At 39.6% G+C, this 22,394-nt stretch carries 12 protein-coding genes; all 12 read right to left on the bottom strand.

All coding sequences use genetic code 11. The annotated features are described in order from the left end of the window. Window positions 1–99 precede the first annotated feature (99 nt). Window positions 100–1,134, bottom strand: coding sequence for a FecR family protein (locus H8796_RS12395; RefSeq protein ID WP_117936526.1), 1,035 nt, complete (start codon window positions 1,132–1,134; stop codon window positions 100–102). Window positions 1,135–1,260: 126 nt separating this feature from the next. Beyond that, on the bottom strand, window positions 1,261–1,824 hold the full coding sequence (locus H8796_RS12390; protein WP_117936524.1) for an RNA polymerase sigma-70 factor: 564 nt from the start codon (window positions 1,822–1,824) through the stop codon (window positions 1,261–1,263). 283 nt (window positions 1,825–2,107) lie between these two features. Next, window positions 2,108–4,453: a beta-galactosidase gene (locus H8796_RS12385; protein WP_187343801.1), complete on the bottom strand. Its 2,346-nt coding sequence runs from the start codon at window positions 4,451–4,453 to the stop codon at window positions 2,108–2,110. A gap of 212 nt (window positions 4,454–4,665) precedes the next feature. Further along, window positions 4,666–6,885: an alpha-L-rhamnosidase C-terminal domain-containing protein gene (locus tag H8796_RS12380; protein WP_117937283.1), complete on the bottom strand. Its 2,220-nt coding sequence runs from the start codon at window positions 6,883–6,885 to the stop codon at window positions 4,666–4,668. Between the two features lie 6 nt (window positions 6,886–6,891). After that, window positions 6,892–9,120, bottom strand: coding sequence for a beta-glucosidase BglX (gene bglX / locus H8796_RS12375; RefSeq protein WP_117937289.1), 2,229 nt, complete (start codon window positions 9,118–9,120; stop codon window positions 6,892–6,894). Between the two features lie 23 nt (window positions 9,121–9,143). Continuing rightward, the gene (locus tag H8796_RS12370) at window positions 9,144–10,538 is read right to left on the bottom strand and encodes a sulfatase (RefSeq protein WP_117937281.1); all 1,395 of its coding nucleotides are present in this window, start codon (window positions 10,536–10,538) and stop codon (window positions 9,144–9,146) included. Window positions 10,539–10,572: 34 nt separating this feature from the next. Then, entirely contained in the window at window positions 10,573–13,329 is a 2,757-nt protein-coding gene (locus tag H8796_RS12365; protein ID WP_117937280.1) for a family 78 glycoside hydrolase catalytic domain, read from the bottom strand. Further along, window positions 13,319–14,794, bottom strand: coding sequence for a sulfatase (locus H8796_RS12360; RefSeq protein WP_117937278.1), 1,476 nt, complete (start codon window positions 14,792–14,794; stop codon window positions 13,319–13,321). Before H8796_RS12360 ends, H8796_RS12365 begins: the two co-directional genes overlap by 11 nt. Before the next feature lie 94 nt (window positions 14,795–14,888). Next, entirely contained in the window at window positions 14,889–16,346 is a 1,458-nt protein-coding gene (locus tag H8796_RS12355) for a sulfatase-like hydrolase/transferase (protein WP_117937276.1), read from the bottom strand. Between the two features lie 141 nt (window positions 16,347–16,487). Then, window positions 16,488–17,156 carry a carboxypeptidase-like regulatory domain-containing protein gene (locus H8796_RS12350; protein ID WP_117937287.1) on the bottom strand — a complete coding sequence of 223 codons (669 nt, stop codon included), beginning with the start codon at window positions 17,154–17,156 and terminating at the stop codon, window positions 16,488–16,490. Between the two features lie 12 nt (window positions 17,157–17,168). Beyond that, window positions 17,169–18,896: a RagB/SusD family nutrient uptake outer membrane protein gene (locus H8796_RS12345; protein WP_117937274.1), complete on the bottom strand. Its 1,728-nt coding sequence runs from the start codon at window positions 18,894–18,896 to the stop codon at window positions 17,169–17,171. 11 nt (window positions 18,897–18,907) lie between these two features. Next, a complete protein-coding gene (locus H8796_RS12340; protein WP_117937272.1) occupies window positions 18,908–22,189 on the bottom strand; it encodes a TonB-dependent receptor in 3,282 nt (1,093 codons plus the stop codon). Between the last annotated feature and the right edge of the window lie 205 nt (window positions 22,190–22,394).

Below are 22,394 nucleotides of genomic sequence, written 5' to 3'. Positions count from 1 at the left end.
AAATGAATACTACATTTAAGGTTCACTATTTCCTAAAATTTTAAATGATAACGGTATTTATTTCGGGTTGGACAAAAGGATCAGTTTTGTCCAACCTTTTTATGGATGGGTACCTCCTTTCTTACTCTTATTCGCCGGTGAGGCAGCTGTCAGTATCACAACCTTATTGTCTGTGACCTTGCTTTCCATACCTCCGACGGTCATTGTTACAATATGAATTGCTGCTTGAAGAGGTTCACCCTTTCTAAGCTTAATGGTATATAAATCATTTGTGTATAAATGCGGTTCTGCCTTTATTTCTACATTATAATGTCGTCCCAATGTGTTCAGAATATCCTCCAGATGGCAATCGACAAAATTCAATTCACCACGTGTCCAACCGGAAGCCATCATCACATCTATTTTTCGTTTTTCATAATTCTTAGTCAGGTGATTGTATTCAAGTTGTTCACCGGGAGTAAGAATAAAACAGCTGTCTGGTGCCAGCAGGTTATTGATTTGCACTTTTCCATTTTCAAGAGTTGTAGTCGTTTTCCTGTCTTCCGAATATGCCTGTATATTAAACTTCGTACCTAAAGCACGAACTGATAACAAAGATGTCTTGACAATAAACGGATGTTTCTTATCCTTATGGACATCAAAATTCGCCTCTCCGGAAAGATAAACAGTACGTGTATCGCCTCGAAAGCTTTTCGGGTAAATGATACTGCTCTCCGAATTGATCTGTACCTTTGTCCCATCCGGCAAAGTCAATTCTCCCCGTTCACCCATGGGAACAATATATTCTACCAATTTGCAAGAATCAGTATAATCATTTATATAATACCACGATAATAGCACTGAAAATAAGGGGATTAATATCATAGAAGCAATGCGAAGAAGTGATTTGATTTCCCAATGCGGTTTTATTATCGGATTTGCAAGTCCCGCTTTACGCCGGACCTCATACCATGAACGCCGGGTGGCCTCATCAGGTTCAGTGATGATATTCATCCACTCTTCCTGTATAGCTTCTTCTTTATCTTCTACATCAGCAGGAGAAACCAGCCAACGCCAAAACTTCATCTGCAAGGAGTTTTGCAGGGGATGGCGAACAAAAAAATGTATTAGTTCTGATATGCTTTTCTTCTTCATGATTCTATCCGTTTATTAATAAGATGCACGAGATAGAATACACACACAGTCTAAAAGCTATTTTTTCTACTTTTTTTGAGAAAGGAGAATAAAAGAAGAGTTTTTGTCAATAGAAAGTGGTTTTATTTAGAAAAGATAAAAGTGCTTCAGCATCTTGCGGATATCAGCCAATGCTTGTGTGAGATGGTTTTCTACAGTCCGTTTGTTTATTGCAAGCAGTTGCGCTATCTCATCATTGTTTTTACCTTCTTTACGGCTCATCTCATAAATTCTTTTTCGTTGGGCAGGCATTTGCTCTACCGTATGCTGTATCAACAACAGTAATTCTTCGGCAAACATATTTTCTTCGATGTTTTCCGTACCCTCATTCTGCTGACGGGAAAGATTCTCCTGTTGCTTTTCTCCATATTCATTCACCAAAAGTATATGTCGTAAATGCTGGTACACAGCATTCCGGGAAGTCTGATAAAGGTAGGCATTCAGATTTTCGATTTTTGCCATCTCCTCACGCTTCTGCCATAGTTTGAGGAGAATATCTTGTGCAAAGTCCTCTGCCGTTATATCATCCTGAAGTAAACCGGATATAAAACGTTTCACCCTCGGGAAATAACGCATAAACAAAACCTCAAAAGCTTTCTCATCTCCTCGTGACAAAGCTCTCAACAGTATTTGCTCTTCTGTAAATTCCATTTGCAACTATTGTGTTTAAGTATTAGTTGCAGCAAATATAAGAATTTTCCTATTAGCAATGAAATTAGAAATTCTTTATGAAAGGGTTCTAAGACAAATATAGCCGGATAATATTTCATACCCGGCTATATCATTGGGCTTTTATTTAGTTTTTCAATGCCTGTATCTTACTCTTTTCGGCCTATGTTTTCTCCATTCCGTAGAAATTAGGTTGCCAACAGATTTCCCGTCCTACTCCGCCAGTTTCTGCTCAAAGGTATGCATCACTTCCGATTCTCTGTTGTTATAAAGCAACTTTCCCATAGTCAAAATCCTCTTTTTTAATAAATATTCTATATTCTCTAATCATACCCGGATACCCTTTTTCGGCACGGGGCAGATAGCGGAAACCGGTCACATTTTCCACTTTGCTCAAATCAATTACCAATTGATGAGGATAAGGAACATTGTCCACTGTCATCCAGAAAGTGGATTCCTGCAAGTCGAATATTTTGTCAGCTGTACGGTTGCCACTACGCGTTTCTTCACTATCGGCATAACGAATCTTCCAATGTTCGCGGGATACCGGTTTACCATCAGCTCCCAGGACATCAAACTCTGCTATCGCTGCGATGTTATCATTTGCTTGTGGAGAAAGTGCTTCCAGACAAAAATAACGTCCTTTCACCGGAGTGGCAAATCGCACTTCCTGCCAGCCGTTACCCGGAGTGAAAGCTCCTTCATGAGCCACTTTCTCACCCGCCAGTTTCAGTTTTTCTCCATCCTTGCGGTGTGTTTCGGGAGCTTTTTCACGAAGCACATCGAGAATTGGTTTCTTCAAACCTTTGATGGAAGCCCGGGTAGGACCTTTCAAATCCAGAACGAGGATTTCATTCTCTCCTTCTTTCAGCCAGCAACCAGGCATAAAGAGAGTCTGGTGCGGACCGATTTCCCAGAAACGACCCATTGCATGACCGTTCACCCAGACCATACCTTTTCCCCATGTACTCATATCCAGGAAAGTATCTCCTACTTTATCCAGTGTAAAGGTGCTCTTATAATAGGCAGGCATAGTCGGTAATATCTTTTTATCGCTATATTTCTTATCTTTTATAAAGGAATAATCTACCGGGAAGTTATATACAGTCCAGTTTTTCAATTCCTTAGTCTGGTTACCCGAAATAAGTTCCACCTTTTCGGTAATTCCTTTGCGGTCGTGGATGGATTTGTCAAAGTTAACACGTCCCATTGCTTCCACAAGAATATCCAGTTGCGTGCCTTTTTTCAGCGCGGGCAGGGTCGTTGTAAATTCTCCCTTACGACGGTCCAAGCGTGCCAGCAGTTTACCGTCGGCATATATCTGCGCCCAGTCGTGCACTTCCGTAATTTTCAAAGTGGTGCCTGCAAGAGTCGTTTCGGGCAATGTGGTACGATACAGAATCGTTCCCCATCCCTGGTTGAATTGTTCCATCGGTTGAATATCCACCGTTTGTTTTGCCTCCGGCAGATTTGAGAAAAGCGGAGCCACTTTATGGAAGTGAAACTCGGGGATTTCAATAACAGGCAGAGCTGCGGGCACTGCGGGCAACGTCTCACCTGCCGGAAGATAATTTTTCAACAAGTCACGAAGCAAGAAAAACTTATCGGTCGTCCATCCGGGTTCGCTAATCGGAGCATCATAATCGTATGAGCTGCACATGGCGGAATAAGCCGGGTTGTTCGCACCTCCCCAATGTCCGAAAGTCGTTCCTCCGTGAGTCATATACAGACTGAAAGAGATGTTCCGGTCGAGCATATCCTTGATGCCCTGTACCATATCTTTTGCAGGACGTGTCTCATGTTTGCGTCCCCAGTGGTCGAACCATCCGCTCCAGAACTCGCTACACATCAACGGGGTTTCGGGACGAAGTTCTTTGAGTTTCTTAAATTGCTGGTCGATATTGGCACCTGTTCCAAAGTTCACCGTCCAAATCAAGTCATCGAGCGCGTTATTGGTGAAGTTACTGCTCCAGTCGCATTGAAACAGAGGTACATCAGTAAAACCGGATTCACGAACCAGGTCGCGCACGGCAGAGACATAAGGTTTGTCGATTCCATAAGAACCGTATTCATTCTCTACCTGTACCATGATAATATTTCCCCCTTTATTCACTTGCAGCGGAGCCAGTTGCTTACCTACTTCTTTCATAAAGATGCCTACCCGTTCCATATAATAGGGATCGAGCGTACGCAAGGCTATATCTTTTTTCTTCAACAGCCACCAGGGAAGTCCGCCCATCTCCCACTCCGCACATACATACGGACCAGGACGGACAATGACATACATACCGTGTTTCTGTGCCGCACGGCAGAAAGCTGCAATATCATTCTGACCGGAAAAATCGAACTTTCCTTCTTCCTGTTCATGGATATTCCAGAAAATATAAATACAAATAGTATTCATGCCTAATGCCTTGCACATCTCAATCCGATGCTCCCAATAAGCTTGCGGGATGCGGGTGTAATGCAACTCGGCAGCCTTCACCACAAACGGTTTTCCATCCAGCAAGAATGTGTTCTTGCCTGCCTCAAACTTCCGTGCAGTAGTTTGCGCCTCCAAATAATTAGAGGATACATAAAATAAAAACAAGAAAACAAATAAGTTTTTCATAAAAGCAATATAAATATTACAATAAACAAATACATATACTATCTTGAAATTGTCAGATTCAGTAACATACTTCTTGGTCACGCACTCTATTTATTCATAAAAACAGAGCTATTTATTAGAAGTCTTTTTAAGTTCAGCAACAGATATTTATCGTGCACCAATAAATATCTAATCTTCAAAACATAATTAATTGACAACCTGCTGCATAATAGTTAATAGAATTCGATTTTCCATATTCCTTCTTTCAATACTATTATACCTTTTTTTGCAATTTTCTCCTTTCCGTTTATCCGGTACTTTTCAATCCCATCAGGAAGAACAAAATACCCTTTCGTATTTCGAGGTATTTCCACATCTGCAACTCTCACATTTAATTCATCCGCAATATTAAGTTCTATTTTTCCCCATTTAGTCGGAGTTATAGAATGAACATGCTTAAAGCAATCAAATACAGGTTTTATAACAAACTCCTTAAACGCAGGTTTTAAAGAAGAGATACCTGCAAAATATTGAGAAAGAATTGTCAAAGGGCCTCCACTCCAAGCATGATTGTATGAACCTCCGCCAAAACCTTTGCTACCGATACCCCAACCTTCCCACAAAGTTGTCAAGTCAGTCTCTACCATATCATGATAACGTTTTTTCATTCGCTCTAAAGCATCCTCATAATACCCCATCATACACAAAGCTTCAAGAACATACTTTTCCATATAAGGACTGGCATGATATTGTTGTTTGAAGAAAGGACGGATTACCGGATATTCACTTTCAGGCAAAACACCCGCAACAATCGCCAATGCTTGGGCACGGTCGTCCGGTTTGCCTTTATAATGAGGAGAAATGTAAAAATTACCATTCCAATATTTCGTATGAAAAGTGCGTTTCAATCTTTCATTAACCTGACAAGCCCACTGGGAGTCTTCTTTTTCACCAAGCAAATCGGCCATTAAATGAAAACCTTCAAGAGCCAATGAATACCAGAGATTATACAATAAAACAAGATCTTTATTATCTCCCCAATCTCCCCAGGTCCATCCACCTTTACGAGGGACGACAAGTCCTTCTTTATCAAGTTTCCATACATGAATATATTTCTTCACATTGGGATAAACGGTTTTAATCGTACTTTTGTCCCCTGTACCCATATAATATGTCCAGAAACCATAATATCCGACACTGGCAAGCATCTGCATGGGCAACTCCTGATTCCAGTTTCCGGCAGGAATCGGTGCAAAAATCGTACTATCTGGACGTTGCCAATTCATTAATTCAAGAATAGCTTTACGTGTGAGCAAATGCGCATTCTGATCCAATGAATAGAAAGCCTCGCCCAATTCATTAACAACATCCCCCCACCATTGAGCACGTTCCCTATCCGGACAATCCATATAGGTATCTCTCATCGTGATATATAAAGTACGCAATGATTTATTCCATAATTCATTATAGAATTCATCGTCACAAGAAAATGCTCCGGCAAATTCCGTATCATACCCCGTCTCTCTGAATTTCAACTCCAAAACCTCCACGTCTTCAGGAATCGTATACAAAACCTGATGGCCATTCATCCACCCCCAAGCTTCGTATTCCTGAATTCCGCTTTTAGTTATATATTCAGCATATACATTAGGAACTCCACCTCCACGATAATTATCTGTTCGAATATCAATAACTCTCCCTGCTTTCGATTTCAATTTAATATAAGGATTCACTTGTGCATTATAAGGCAAATAAGCAACAAGCAATGTATCGGACTTCCTCTCTATTTTCACATAATCTTTCAAACCATAATCCTTCCACATAGGAATAGGACGTTCTATCAACTGATTCCATTCCGATAACTCCTTTCTGACTACTTTGGCATCAGACCACAATGTATCGTCAAAGTCTTTAGCCCAGAAAGCCACTTCTTTTTGTGCATTAAACCCGATATTCGATTCCGGTAATCTGTAGTTAGGTTTTATACCTTCCGGAATATAAAACGACGGATGTACACAAACCTTCCAACTGTCATCGCTTTCATATTGTTGTTTACCAATCGTCATATCGATAGAAACTCCTGCAGTCGGACTATTTCGATGACTAAATCCCTCTTTCCCGAAATACCAAACCAAAATAGTAACGGTGTTTTTCCCAGCGACAAATCCTTTTACATTCTGAAGAATATCACAGTAAGTATCTTTCGGATTAGGACCTCTTTTCAAACCTCCTTCTCTAACAACCAATTCCCCGTTTATCCACAACCAATATTTTGAATCGGCCGCAATCTTTAATAGATTATGAGACGCATTTTTCTCAACCGATATTTCTTTTCTAAAACATAGCCAGGAACCAGGAGTTACTCCAGACGGATAAGTTATTATTTCAGCTTGAATCGTCTGTATCCCAATCATGCTCAATAAGACAAATATTATTCTTTTCAACGCATTCATGGATTATTATTTTAATTCAACTCTAATTTTTTTCACATTCGACGCACTATTTCCCACCATCACATCAAACAGTCCGGGTTCAACTGTCCAACCTTTATCGACAGATTCAAATCCCAATTCCTTCTCTGTCAACATAAAACTTATTTCTTTCTCTTCGCCCGGTTGTAGTTCCAATTGTTGGAATCCACGCAATTCTTTAACCGGTCTTGTAAGGGAAGCTACCAAATCACGAATATATAACTGTACTGTTTCTTTTCCGGCATATTTACCATTATTTTTTACCTTTACGCAAACTTCCAATGGAGTTTTCAAACTAAACACCGAATCCTTTACTATCGGCTCTGAAATAGAGAAATCCGTATAGCTCAAGCCATAGCCAAAGGGATAAGCCGGCTCAAAATCAATATCTTGATATCGACACGAATAATCTATCTCTTTATTCTCCGGACGACCGGTATTTTTATAATTATAGTAAATCGGAATCTGCCCTACGTGTGCCGGAAATGTCATAGGAAGTTTTCCTGAAGGATTATAATCTCCAGATAGCACATCCGCGATAGCATTTCCTGCTTCCGTTCCCAGCCACCAGGTTAATAATATGGCATCTGCATACGGTGTCATTTCATTAAAAATCATCGGTCTGCCACCCATTAATAGAACAACCACATTTTTGCCTGTTTTTTTCAATTCTTTCACCAACAACTGATGATTAGAATGGATATTAATATCAGCACGTGATTTTGCCTCTCCACTATTTTCAAACCGCTCACCTACTGCAACAATCACCACATCCGACTGCATTGCAGCATTACGGGCTTCCGCCAAATGAAGTTCGTTTGTCACCAAGTCATAACCATCCGCATATACAATGCCCGCCTTTGGATATTTATTTTTCAAGCCTTCATAAACAGTCACTACCTCGTCTACGATACCCTCATTTGCCCAAAAGCCCAACATATCTTTTTGAGACTTAGCCAAAGAACCGATAATTGCAATTTTTTGGGGGCTATGCAAAGGTAAAGTTCCACGTTTATTCTTCAATAAAACTACAGATTTGGTACCAGCTTCCCGAGAGAGATTCTTCAATTCTTCAGAAAGAACAACTTCTTTTTCACGTTTCTCGTCACAATAAAGAAAAGGATTGTCAAATAGTCCCAATTCAAACTTCTTCAACAAAATCCGACGAACGGCATCATCAATATAATCTTCAGACACAACTCCTCCTTCAACTAGTTTCTTCAAATGAATATGATAAGCCCTAGACTCCATATCGATATCGCAGCCTGCCAAAATCGCTTTCTCTGCCGCCTCTTTCAAGTCCGAGACATAGCCATGGGGAATCATCTCACGGATAGAGCCCCAATCGGAAACAGTTAATCCGTTGAAGTTCCAAGCTCCCTTCAACAGGTCACGCTGAATATAAGTGTTTCCTGTTGCCGGTATACCGTTTATATCATTAAAACTATTCATAAAAGAAGCAACGCCAGCATCAACCGCCGATTTAAAAGGCGGAAGGTAAACTTCATGCAATGTCTGTTCGGAAATATCTACCGTATTATAATCTTTTCCTGCAATACACGCTCCGTATGCCGCAAAATGTTTGGCACAAGCCATAATAGTGTGCGGCTCCGACAAATCATCTCCCTGAAAACCACGAACCCTGGCTTGAGCTACTTTACATCCATACCAGGTATCTTCTCCTGCCCCTTCCATAACACGTCCCCAACGGGCATCACGACCGACGTCTACCATTGGAGCAAAAGTCCAGTGAACACCTTGTGCAGAAGCCTCTTTCGCCGCTCCGGCAGCCGTACGCCTCATCAAATCAAGATCAAAACTGGCAGCCTCGCCCAATGGAATAGGATAAATCGTCCGTAAACCATGAACAACGTCCAAACCGAACATCAACGGAATACGCAAGCGCGACTGCATAGCATATTCCTGTAATTCACGGGTATGTTTGACACTTTTTATATTCAGCATAGAACCGACTTTTCCCGCTTTAATCTGTTCTATTTTAGTAGGGTCTTCCACTACCGGTCCGGTTGCCTGCCAATTACCTGTATACTGATTCAATTGCCCTATTTTTTCATCCAAAGTCATCAATTTTAGTACGGAATCAACCCTCTGTTCATATTTATCGGGAATATTCAGTGTCGAGACTTTATCCGATGTATTTTCTCCACACGAAACCAAAAACAAGATTCCCGTAGCAAGTGTTACAAATGTCTTCATATTTTCTCTATTATTTAGTTTTATCATTTTATTACTTTTATCAGGTTATCAACTCTCATTCGCATACGTCCGGCCAGACTAGGCTTATCCTTTATCAGATTATTCTTTTCGTGAGGATCTCTTTGAATATCAAAAAGTTCCTCATGAATCGGAGTCTGCGATTGGTTATTTACAAAATATCGCATATATTTATAGCGTTTCGTCACGAGTCCTTCTGTTTGTGGTATATATACATACCATCCTTTTTTATTCAGATGCATCAGGTGCTCATATAAGAATTCTTTCCTCCATTTTACTTTTTGACCTGCCACCAAAGGGCGTAAACTCTCTCCTTGCATCTTCTCCGGCTGTTTTATTCCTGCATAATCCAACATCGTTGAAGTCAAGTCAATATTCAGTGTTATCTCGTTGATTCTCTTCACCGTTTTTTTTTGTAGCGGATCATAAATCACCAAAGGCAACCTGATAGACTCCTCATGCCCATACCATTTCCCCTCCAAACCATGTTCGCCCCAATAATAACCATTATCACTGGTAAAAATAATCACCGTATTTTCCTCAATCCCCATTTCTTTCAGTTTAGTCCTCAACCTCCCGATTGTCTCATCAATACCTGCTATCAACCGATAATATCCCTTTATGGAAGATTGGTATTTTTCATCTGTTCCATACCTATTCTTAAAACGCACATGCCCTTCGTTCTCCCACTTACCATCATTTCTGAAAGATTCGGGAAATTGTTGATAATAATTCTCACCAAAAGTTTCCGGCTTGCTAAAATGTTCATTTTCATACATGGAACTGTACTTCTTGTCAAAAGGAAACGGATCTTGCTCCGATTCCGTATGCGGACTTTTAAAGCTCACCGACAAACAAAAAGGTTTTGTTTCATCTCTATTATCCAAAAATTCCTCTATCTGTTCAGCTATCACCCCTGTCAAATGTCTGGGATTGCCATCCTTGTCTTTTTGGTAATATGTCCCCTGTCCTGCTAGTCCTTTCCAATAATCAAATTCTTTTTCCGGCAAGTAATGTCCCACACCGTACTTTCCGATAAAGCCCACATAATATCCACTGTCTTTCATCAACATAGGATATGTTTTTCTCAACGCCTCCCCCTCTAAAGTTCCCGAGAAATCAGTGATTCCATTACGACGATTATACATACCGGTAAATATACTCGCTCTGCTGCAACAAGATATGGCAGACGTTGCATACATATTGGTAAAAACCGTTCCGTCATTTGCCAAACAATCGATATGGGGTGTTTGAATGGTTGTCTTATTCATATACCCTACCGCATCATAGCGCAAATCATCTGCCAAAAGAAATACAATGTTTGTCTTTCCTTTTTCATATACCATCACCATTTGGGGACTCAAAGCTAAAATTCCCAACGAAAACAGATTGTTCTTCATGATTCATTTTTATTGTTACATTAAACATTCTATTTTACATCTCAAAAATATAGTTGCCCGATCCTATGGAAACCGATATTCCGTTTTCACCATGAACCTCAAGCACCTGACATTCCTCAACCTCTTTTAAAGGCCTACCGCTTTCCGTAATTTCTTCAGTAGTTTTTGTCGGTAAATAAATTATCGCTTCGGAATTAGCTGGTATTTGTACATACAACCGGATTTTCCCAGATTTGCGTGTCCAACGGCAAGAAATATCTCCGTATGGCGACGTATATGAAGTAGAAGCAGAATTAACACCAATCGGCATTTGGGGCTTTATCTTTATTTTCTTAAAACCGACAGATTCTGTTTGCTGACTTATTCCCCCCAAACCACTAAAAAACCATTCCATCAAATGCCCAAGCATACAATGATTATTCGACACGAATCCATAAGCCTGCCAGGATTCCGTTAATGCGGTGGCTCCGTAAGCCAATTGCCATCCATACCCAGGTACGTCATATTTTGTATTCATTTTATAAATAATATCAGAATCTCCGTTTTCCTCTAATACCCTCAATAGATAACGATAACCGATATCCCCAGATGTTAAAGCATAATTACGATCTTTAATATCATTAATCAAATTCTGATATACAATTTCCCGGTTAGATTCTTCCACCAAACCAAAATATAAAGATATTGCATTTGCAGTCTGACTGTTGCGATCATACTGCCTGCTGACAGGATTATAAAATTTTTCATTATAAGCCTTCCGGATGCAAGCAGCCAATTGAGTAAAGCGTTCCTCATCCTTTTCTTCTCCAAGCAATCTTGCTATTTGAGACAGAATTGTCGCGTTGTAATAATACATACCAGTTGATGTCACTCCATTCGATGTCAACTGTGAATATCCCGGATGCTTAGGTCCCAAATCAAACCAATCTCCCAATCCATAAGCAACAATATAATTATCCGCACGAGTCGACAAATAGTCTAAATATCGCTTCATATATGGATAATAAGCGGATAACAGCCTTTTATCTCCATACCATTTATAAATATACCAAGGTATAATAATAAATGCGCTTCCCCATTCCGGAGAATTCTCAAATCCATCAGCAAAGCGCACATACTCCGGAGCAATAGAAGGAACAATTCCTTCCGGTGTCTGTGAATCTTTTATATCTCCCATCACCTTACCATACAAACCATCCAATTGATACCTGTATTGCATTGCATACTGCATAAGGTGTGCAACTTCAAGCCATCCAAGCTTTTCCCGATGAGGACAGTCAGTTAAAATACTCGCCAAATTACTACGTATCGACCAGTCAATCAATTCATATATCTTGTTAAACATCGGCAAAGAACAAGAAAAATGCCCTGTTTCAGGAGCCGAATTTGTAGTATGCATCCCTACCAATTCTATCAATTCCGGTCTTTCAACACTAGATACTTCAACATATCTGAACCCATAATACGTGAACTGCGGATGCCATTCTTCCACACCTTTCCCGCTCAATGTATAATTCCATAAATAAGGTCCGCCCGAAGCCCTTTGATTGACCGTACTATCTTTTTCCAGAAGTTCACCGGGTTTCATCGTTATCTTATGCCCGCTATTACCTTCTACTTTCAAACGGATAACTCCTGAAAAGTTCTGTCCAAAATCAAAAATCCAATTACCTTTTGAATTCTTATACTTCCGAACAACAGGAAGCATATCGCGTACAGTAAGCGGAGCGGAGGTTTGAGCTTTCAATTTCATTTCCGCTTTTGCAATGACCGGAGTTTCCCACGAATCATCATTAAATCCGAAGGCCATCCAAGAAACCTGACACTTTCCGGCATCATAATCCTCTCCTCCATAAATGCTCGAATAACTTATCGGACCTTCACAAACTTTCCAGCTCTGATCCGTAACAATCACCTCGGAAGAACCATCTGCATACTTCAAAAACAAAATTAATTTTACTTTGGGAGCTCCAAAAGAAATCAATTGCTTGAAATAACGTTCACGGGGCACATTATAAAAACCATTCCCCAACATTATTCCCAGTACATTCTTCTTCTGCAGCAATGTTGTCACATCAAAAGTCAAATAAAGAGCCGTTTTAGCATAATTTGTCCATCCCGGATCTAAAAAATGATTGCCTACTTTCCCTCCATTTATATAGAAATCAAAGTGTCCCAATCCTGAAATATTCACAATCGCTTCCTTGACTTCTTTATTTAAAGATAGTTCTTTCCGGAACATTGGTAATTTATATCCGCCCACTTTCCGCTCGCCGATCATCTTCCGAACCAACGGTGCATGTATCCCGGGATATAAATTTTTCGCCGGATCATCCTTTTCCAAAGCGATCCATTGAGCCTTTCCCCAGTCCCGCTCCTTCATCATGCCGGTTACAAATGATCCTTGCTTACTCCATGCGGACTCTTCACCGGCTTCATTCCAAACCTTGACTTTCCAATAATATCTGGTGGCAGAATGAAGCTCCTTGCCTTGGAAAGGAATAAGAACGGAATTTGCAGAAAAAAGCTTTCCCGAATCCCAAACGGTAGCTTTGCCAACCGCCAGGGCTTCTTCAGAGTCTGCCACCAATATGCGATAGGCAGATTGACGATAAGTGCGTTTCTGTGACGTAACCTTCCAACTAAAACGCGGAGACTTACTTTCTATACCTAACGGCTCAACTTGTTGCTCACATGCTATTTCATAAATGCTAAAATGTGAAGAATTCTCTGAATGAACCGGTAGGACAGCCAGTAATAAAAAAAATATGAAACATATATTATTTCTCATTGATCACTACTTTAAAATTATCACTACGTTCTTTCATCCATTTACCCAATAAATCACGATGCTTTTCAAGAACCTCCCGATACTCTTTCGAATAAGCCAAATTTTTTGTTTCACCGGGATCTGCCATCAAGTCAAACAATTGCTCATTACGTTCACCTGATGAATATACAGCATACTTATAACGTCCAGTACGAATCATACGCCCCTTTCTTGTCCTGTCTCTCAAATGATCCGCTAATTCTGCCACAACAAAATCACGCCACCGTTCTTCGGCTGGATAAACAGCCCGACGCAAACTCATTCCCGCAAAATTCGTCTTCGTGCTCACTTTGGCGTAATCACAAAATGTAGGAACAAGATCTGCCAAAGAAACTAATTGGGAATTGACAGCCCCACACTGCCATTTTTCCGGTAAAACCACAATCAACGGTACTTTGACGGACTCTTCATAAAAACTAAGTTTCGCCGCCCATTCATGGGCAGCCATACCGTCACCATGATCTGAAGTGAATATAATAAGAGAATTTTCATATATTCCATTACGCTTCAAGGCTTCTATAATCTTTCCGACTTCCTTGTCAACCAATTCCGTCAATCGATAATACGAGTTTAAATAAGCCTGCCATTCTCTCCCGGAAAACCCGGACGATAGTTGCACCTCATCTCCATAAGAGTTCGGCTTGACGCGTTTATCGATGATAAACTCCGGCTCATCTATATCCTTACTAAAATTTCCGGGCAATGGCGGCAAACAAAGCAACGAATCGGGGTGTATCCCCATCGGTTCCGGTAACTTATATTTCCCGAAAGGACGGAGATTTAACAAAGAATCCGACATCGTTTCCCAACCTACTTTACGGGGATACATACAAATATCGTGGGGATTATGATAACTGACCGCCAAAAATAAAGGCTTTTCTCTTTTATCATAACCGTCCAAAAACGAAACAACCGCGTCCGTCAATGGCGGGTCTGTTTCCGCCCCCAACAACCAGCACCTGTCAGGCGCGTCCCAAAAAGGGAGTAATTCAAAACCATGCAAATATTTAACGCCCTCTTTTGAACGCTGCGGATAAATTTCAGGAATATGCCATTTCCCTGCCCATACTGTCCGATAGCCATTCTCTCCCAATAAGTCACCGACGGTTTGTATGTCTTCCCCCAGTTTTGAGTTATCATTCCATTCAACTCCCGCTTCACGAGCCATCAACCCTGTCACAATACTTGCACGTGAAGGCCCGGAAACAGGAGAAGTACAATAAGCGTTCGTAAAACGAATTCCATCGCTGGCTAAAGCATCCATATTGGGAGTATACAAAAATGGATTACCTGCCGCACTCATGGCATTTACATTCTGCTGATCCGTAAAGATTAGAATAATATGCGGGCGTTTTTGCGCAAATCCCCAAAATGGCAGCACACAAAAAGAAGACAAACAAACCTTCGATATACTTGAACGTCTCATCTCACTATACAATTTATCTATGTTTATACCTATTGAAAAAGATTCCAATTGTCACTGACTGCAATCACGTAACCAGTGATTATACTCCTACACATTACAACTTTTTGTTATCGATCAGTTGCCTTTTTGCCGCATTCTGCCAAATCAACGGATCTTTTCTATGCTTCAAGTCCTCGTAAAGAGCTTTTCTCAAACGAGCAAGTTCCGCTTTATATTCTTTTGAATAAACTAAATTATTCAATTCCCAAGGATCATTTTCCAAATCATACAATTCATCCGTATCCGTAAGGTTCCATACATATTTCATACGCTTATCTCGTATCATACGTTGCACGAACAAACCAAATTGTTGACCATTATAATTGCTGAACGCATATTTCCTCCATTCTACCGCTTCCTTTTTCCCCTCAATCAAAGGCAATAAAGATTCTCCCTGTGTTTTATAATCCAGTTGATACATATCACAGAAGGTAGCAGCCATATCCAACTGGTTATTGACAAACTGGTCGACTATCCGATGTGATACTCCGGGAATTTTCATTACCAAAGGTACATGCACTTCCTCCTCATACATTACATAATGCTTATCCACCATATTATGTGAACCGGCAGCGTCTCCATGATCTGTTGTATATACAATAAGCGTATTCTCATATATTCCCATTTCTTTCAAAGCCTCAACAACCATACCCACGGCATCATCCAATTGAGTAATATTGGCAAAATAACGTTGCAAGTATCCTTGCCACATCTCCCAGTCCGAATCTTCCAGTTCCCAATTATAAATCTGCTGTCTTTGGATATAGGGTTTATTTGACAAATCATCTCTATAATTCGGCCATTCACGTATTTTATCCTTCTCATACATTGTAAGAAATTCACGGACGGGGTAGCATGGCAAATGCGGATCACTTGTATCAAAACGAATATGCCATTTTTCACCTTCAGATTGATATTTCTTTATCATTTCTATCACACGTTGTGCCAACCAATGTGTACGAGATTGCATTTTATCAACCGGATCATATCCTCCCATCACCCAACGGGAATCCTGCCACACATAATCCGGCAATTTGTTCTTTTTACGCCAATTATTATAGCTCCATTCCGGCACATAATCATCGAATCCAAAATCTTTAGGTGATTTCCGGTCGCTGACATGCCATTTTCCAACATACCCCATCTTAATCTCTTTTTCAGATAGTTTCTCCGTCCACGTCGGACCATCGAATGGAGTGACAGGCAGCGTTATATCATAATTCCAAAGCCCTTTATGTTGTTCCGGCCATTTGCCGGAAATCAAACTCTGCCGGGCAGGACAACTTGTAGGTATACACGAATAAGAATTAGTAAAAACAACTCCTTCTGAAGCCAGTTTATCGATATTAGGGGTTTTCACAAGCCCCTTCTGAGAAAATCCAGTGCAGTCATAACGATGTTGATCTGCTTGAATAAAAAGTATATTCATATTATCCAGTTTATTATCCTTTGCTTCTATGTCTTGAGAAGCAGTTAATAAACACAATCCCGAAACAAAAAAACTATTTTTCATCTTTGATTCATTTTTAATACAAAAAGTATGTTTGCTGCGATTAATCTTCCGATATTAGAGCTAATTTTTATGGTGAACAATTCTAAAGCAGGAGGGAATCATCCCTCCTACTATCAATATCTTATTGCAAAATTTTATTATTTACTCAAATATCACCGGAATCATTTTACTATGGTTATAATCTCCACCATTAGCAATGTGGGTTACCCCTACACGTATGTAATAAGTAGTTCCCCTTTTCAAATTCAGCCCATTCATCTCATATGTAACTTCCGCCTCTTCTGAAGCTGCATACTTTACTGCCTTTTTTTGAGTATTAGGCAAGTCTCCAAATTTAAAATCCGGATATTCATCCCACATCACTGAATAATAATTTAATTTATTACCCTGATTTCCACGTGCCTTAAAATGTACAATAAATTTCGTAGGGTCATTCTTATCATAGTCAACACTAAAATCAAAGACTGACACTCTTGGAGTCAATTTATATTCCTTATCAAGAACACAACCATTCGTTATTATTATTTCATCCTGTGCGTTATCTATAATGGAAGCCCCGTTCTTACGAACATTCACACTATATGTACCCGCAACTAAACGCGATAAATTAAAATGGCCATCAGACTTTGAAGTCACACTGCCATTAGCAGCAACAACCGGTTCCAAAACCACATCCACATCAGCCAATCCTTCACCCGTTACTGCATCCAGAACATATCCTTTCAATGTTCCTTGGTCAAATTCATTCATATCATCACATGAATAACCAACGAAAATACATACTAATATATATAAATAAAATCTTTTCATAATCATATTCTTTTATTTCCATTCTTCATTTTGTTCCAAATTCGGATTTCTTAGTAATTCTTCTTTAGGCAAAGGCAGAAAATAGAATTTCTCTAAAAACACCGGTTTATTTGTTTTATCGTGACGTTGTACACGACGTGTATACGTATATGAAACCTCTTTACCATTTATTTTTTTACGTATCTCCATTGCTGTCAGCTGATTATTCAATTTAAGATGTGCCAATTTCCAACGACGCAGATCCCAATAACGTTTATCCTCAAAAGCCAATTCTATATATCTCTCATTTTGAACCAACGTTCTGAAATCATCCATTGATATATTTTCAGGTATTCCATAACGTTTATTTTCTCCCGGAAGTATACCGGCACGATCACGAATCAACTTTAATTGTTCGACACCTTCCTCCGTTTCTCCAATTTCATTCGCAGCTTCAGCCAACCCCAATAATACTTCCGCATATCGAAGTTCAACCCATTGTGTATAGCTCCCTTTTCCATATCCGTAATCCCCTTTGGTTCCATCCAGAGATTCATCTTTCATCTTTCGCATATAATATCCTGTGCTTGTTGCCGATTGGTGAGAGTCGATGCCATCAAAATTATACATAGGAGAATTAGGATCGGTAGATTCCGAAACGAATGTATACACCTTTTCATTTCTTGGACCGTATGTATCCCCATTCCATACAACAGTTTCTCTAAGCCGAGGGTCACGATAATCATACGGATTGGTTTCCGGATTACTTTTTACATACGGCGTACCATCTTTCATCGGAAATGCATCGACCAACTCTTGTACCGGACAATTGGCTGTCGCATCGCCCACTGCCTGCGAACGCATCATATTACCAGCATCCCAACCGTGAGTAATGGTTCCTTTTTTATAATCTTTAAACCATATGATTTCTTTGTTATTTTCTCCTTTTTCTTTCCAGATTTCGGAGAATGTCGGATGCAAATCATAAATATCCAGTTCAATCACATCTTTATAGGTGTCATATGCATCCTTCCAATATTTTCTTTCATTGGAGGGATTAAACATCGGACTTGCCTTATACAATTGTATTCTGGCACAATATGCAAGTGCTGCTCCCTTTGTTATTCTTCCCCAATTATCTCCACTGTATGTAATCGGTAATAAATCCGCAGCCTCTTTCAGTTCTTTAATGACAAAAGTAAAACTCTCCTCTGTCGTATTTCTTTTAGGATACAATAGACTCTCATCCGTTTCATCCTTGTCAATGACTTTAGTTATGATTGGCACTCCTCCATACACTTTTATCATCTCCCAATATAAATGAGCACGATAAAATCTCACCTCTCCTATAAAACGGTCACGTTGGTCCTTTTGAGCTTGAGTAGCATTAGCCGGCAAAATATAACGTTCTTCAATATTCTGCAAAAACTCGTTTGCCTTGCGTATACCGCCATAATACCAGTTTTGAAAAGGCACATCTGTGCGATCCGCTCCAAAACGAACTCCATTTATAATATTCACCGCACGACCATTATATCCACTACGGGCTTCATCAGAAATAATTCCATTTTGAATAAGTGCAGATTGTTTAAATAAACCGGCAGGCATCCAATTTACATAAAATGAATTAACGTTCAACTCTATCATATTAGGATCGCTCCAGACATATGAATCATCAATAGCACCTAAATTTTTTTTATCCAAAACATCTTCGCAAGATATGGCTAAAAATGCAATTAAATAAAATATATATTTTTTCATTGTATACTCATTTAAAATGTTATGTTTACTCCCATATTGAAAACTCTTTGTTGAGGATAGTAATTCGGTCCTCCATCCTGTTTTTCTGGATCATACCCCGGCATATGATCTATTGAGAATAAATTGGTTCCTCCAACATATACTCGTAAACGCTCCACTCCGACCTTTGATAATAATACTTTCGGAATAGAATATCCCAATTCCATATTCTTCAATCGAACGTAGTTACCATTAATCAACCAAAATGTAGAAGCTTTATTATTTGAAGGGTGATCAGGCCCCCATGCTTTAGGATAACGCGCGTCACGATTATCCGGAGTCCAGCGGTCGTCATACAAATACTTAGGCAAATTAGAAGAGCCATTGACAAACATCTGGGTGGCAAAGCCACTTAGCATTACATTTCTATTAGCGGCTCCTTGAAATAAAGCACTAAAGTCAAAACCTTTCCATGAAGCAGAAAGATTCAAGCCAAACATTATTTCAGGAGTGTTACTATAAGGAGAAACGACTTTCTTATCTCGTTCATCCATAATTCCGTCATTATTCAAATCTGCATACTTCACATCACCAGCCGTCGGTTGAGTACCTTTAAACCGAGGCCATGCGGCAGCTTCGTCATCGCTCTGAAATAATCCCAATGCAACAAAACATGCACGATATCCCATCGTTTTTCCTATCGGATTATTCCATGGTTCTATTCCCGCTGCATAATCTCTTTCTATTACTTTATTTCTCGCCCAACTCACATTGCCTCCAACGTGATAACGAAAGTCTCCTATTTTATTATCATGCTTTACCTGTAGTTCAAATCCTTTCACTTTCACAACACCATAATTTTCAGAAGGCAAAGTTGCACCAAAAGTTTGTGGCATTGAAGCGTTTCGTGAACCCAAAATATCGTATGTACGTTTATAGAATACATCAGCTTCAACGGAAAGTAATCCCTTATAAATTGATGCGTCTACTCCCAGATTAAATGTCGATGTTTTTTCCCAAGTCAAATCCACATTTGGAATTCCACCGCTCACAATTGATTTGATAGGAGCCTGATTAAAAATATAAGCATCACCAAACGAATAGTTAGTCAGCCACTGCCATCCTCCTACGGCATCATTACCAAGAATACCATATGATCCTCTAATTTTCAAATTATCCAGGTTAGAAAATTTTTTCATAAAAGCTTCTTCCGAAAGTCTCCATCCCAAAGATACTGAAGGAAAAAATCCCCATCTACGATCCGGATGAAATTTTAATGATCCGTCATAACGGAAAGAAAACTCGGCCAAATACTTACCTTTATAATCATAATTGAAACGTCCGATAAAGCCTTTGCGAGCATCTTGGGAAGGATTTCCCCAGTTCGACTGTTCTTCGTCATCTCCTCCTGCAAACAATTGATCAATGGATGTAAATGGAAAATTAGTTCTTGAAGCTCCCAAAGTGGACCCTAACGATTCAAATTGTTCATACACGAACAGACCGGAAACCGAATGTCCTTTTATCTTTTTATTGTATGTCAATGTCAAAGTAGATGTCATATTATGGCCGATATACATCTCTTCCGAAAGAGTTGTTTTACCAAAAATACGCTCATTGGCAACGCTGCCGTCATCGCCCAACAAATAGAGAGAATAAGGAGTCAAAAAAGACTTCGAATGGTTCGCTCCTCGCACATAACTAAACAATGCATTGAATTTTAAACCATCAACATAAGGAATCTTTATATCAAAGCCTAGCTTAGCCCGATAATTGTTCTTTTTATTTCTTTTATATCCACTATCGTCACGTTCTGCCAGCGGATGTCTACTGCCCATGTCATAGTAAGTACCGTCAGAATTATATATTTTCTCCAATGGATTTCGTCTGACAACATACTCAAAAAGTGAAGCAGAACCGACTTGGGGCTGTTCCAAAGTACTTTCCATCCCTTCTAAATCTAAACGGACATTGATATAATTATTAATCTTCGCATCAATATTGGCTCGTAAGTTATAGCGCTTATAATCAATTCCATCGTACATCCCTTCATCATTCAAATACCCCAAAGACATAAAATACTTAATCCGGTCGCTTCCACCATTCACACTCATATTGTATTTCTGGTTCAATGAATGTTTCTTAAATGTTTCTCCAAACCAATCGGAACTCTCTGTTCGTGCTCTTTTTATTTGTTCTTCATCATAAAACAAATGCGCATCCGAGGAGTTATTTATATCATATCCCATATTAGTTTGCGCTTCATTCCAAAGCGTTGCATACTCATAAGCGTTAAGTAATTCCGGATAGGCAGTAGGCGTAGAAATGCCTAAGTTCGTAGAAAATGAAAATTTGGGTCTGCCGTTCTCACCTCGTTTCGTTGTCACCAATATTACTCCATTGGCAGCACGCGAACCATATACCGCCGCAGACGCATCTTTCAAAACCGAAATATTCTCTATTTCATCAATATTGATGGCATCAAATGCTTCCTTATCCACTTGAATTCCATCCACAACATACAATACAGGTGCATCATTCCAAGACGACTTTCCACGAATCAACACTGATGCTCCCTGTCCTGGGAATCCATTTGCTGCCATTGAAATAACCCCAGGCAGCCGTCCAGCTAACAAAGTAGAAGTGCTACTCGCATGGGTTTCTACAATATCTTTTGAGGAAATAGTCGCAACAGAGCCGGTCAGGTTTACTTTTTTCTGTGTGCCATAGCCTACCACTACTACCTCATCAAGCAATTTTGTATCTTCCTCTAAGACTATTTTTACGTTCTTACCTTCCTTTACCTTGACAGACTGAGGTTGATAGCCAACATAAGATAACATTATCACTGCATGATCAGACGATATGGGCAGGCTAAAATTCCCTTCAATATCTGTTACAGTGCCACCCGAACCATCTTTCTCTTTAACAGTAACTCCTATAATAGGCTCATCATTTCTATCAACGACTTTACCGGAAACTTTCTTTTTTTTATCTTGTTCCGGAGATAAAATGTCTGTTAACAGAATAATTTTCTTATCCAATACAGAATATCTCACGTCAGTACCTGCAAAGACCTCTTTCAAGACTTGAAAGATATTACTGTTAGTAGCAAATACAGAAACACGGCGGTCCAAATTAACATGCTTGTTATTAAAAAAGAAATCAAAATCCGATTGAGATTCTATTTCCTTCAAGACTTCCCCTACTGTTTGATTACGCACATCAATACTTATCATTGCTTGTTGCGCATACACTTCTGTAGCCCATGTGATGCTAACAGAACAAATGAGGCAAATAATAAATAGTTTCATAGATAGTGGGATTTGTTTTAAGGTAATCCAAAACGAGTTTATCATCCGTAATAATTGGATGCTACAATAATTTTGCATAATTTTGTAATGACTTAAAGTTAATAAAAAGTTTATCTAAGCTTGTCGCCAAACAAGCAGTAGAAAGATTTACTTATTTTCATACGGGAGATACGCCAATATCTTCCCGTATGTTTTTTCTTTTAAG

Source organism: Bacteroides sp. M10, assembly GCF_014334015.1.
Lineage (GTDB): Bacteria > Bacteroidota > Bacteroidia > Bacteroidales > Bacteroidaceae > Bacteroides > Bacteroides intestinigallinarum.
Note: the sequence above shows the minus strand (reverse complement) of the source record. Positions and strands in the feature narration are given on the sequence as shown.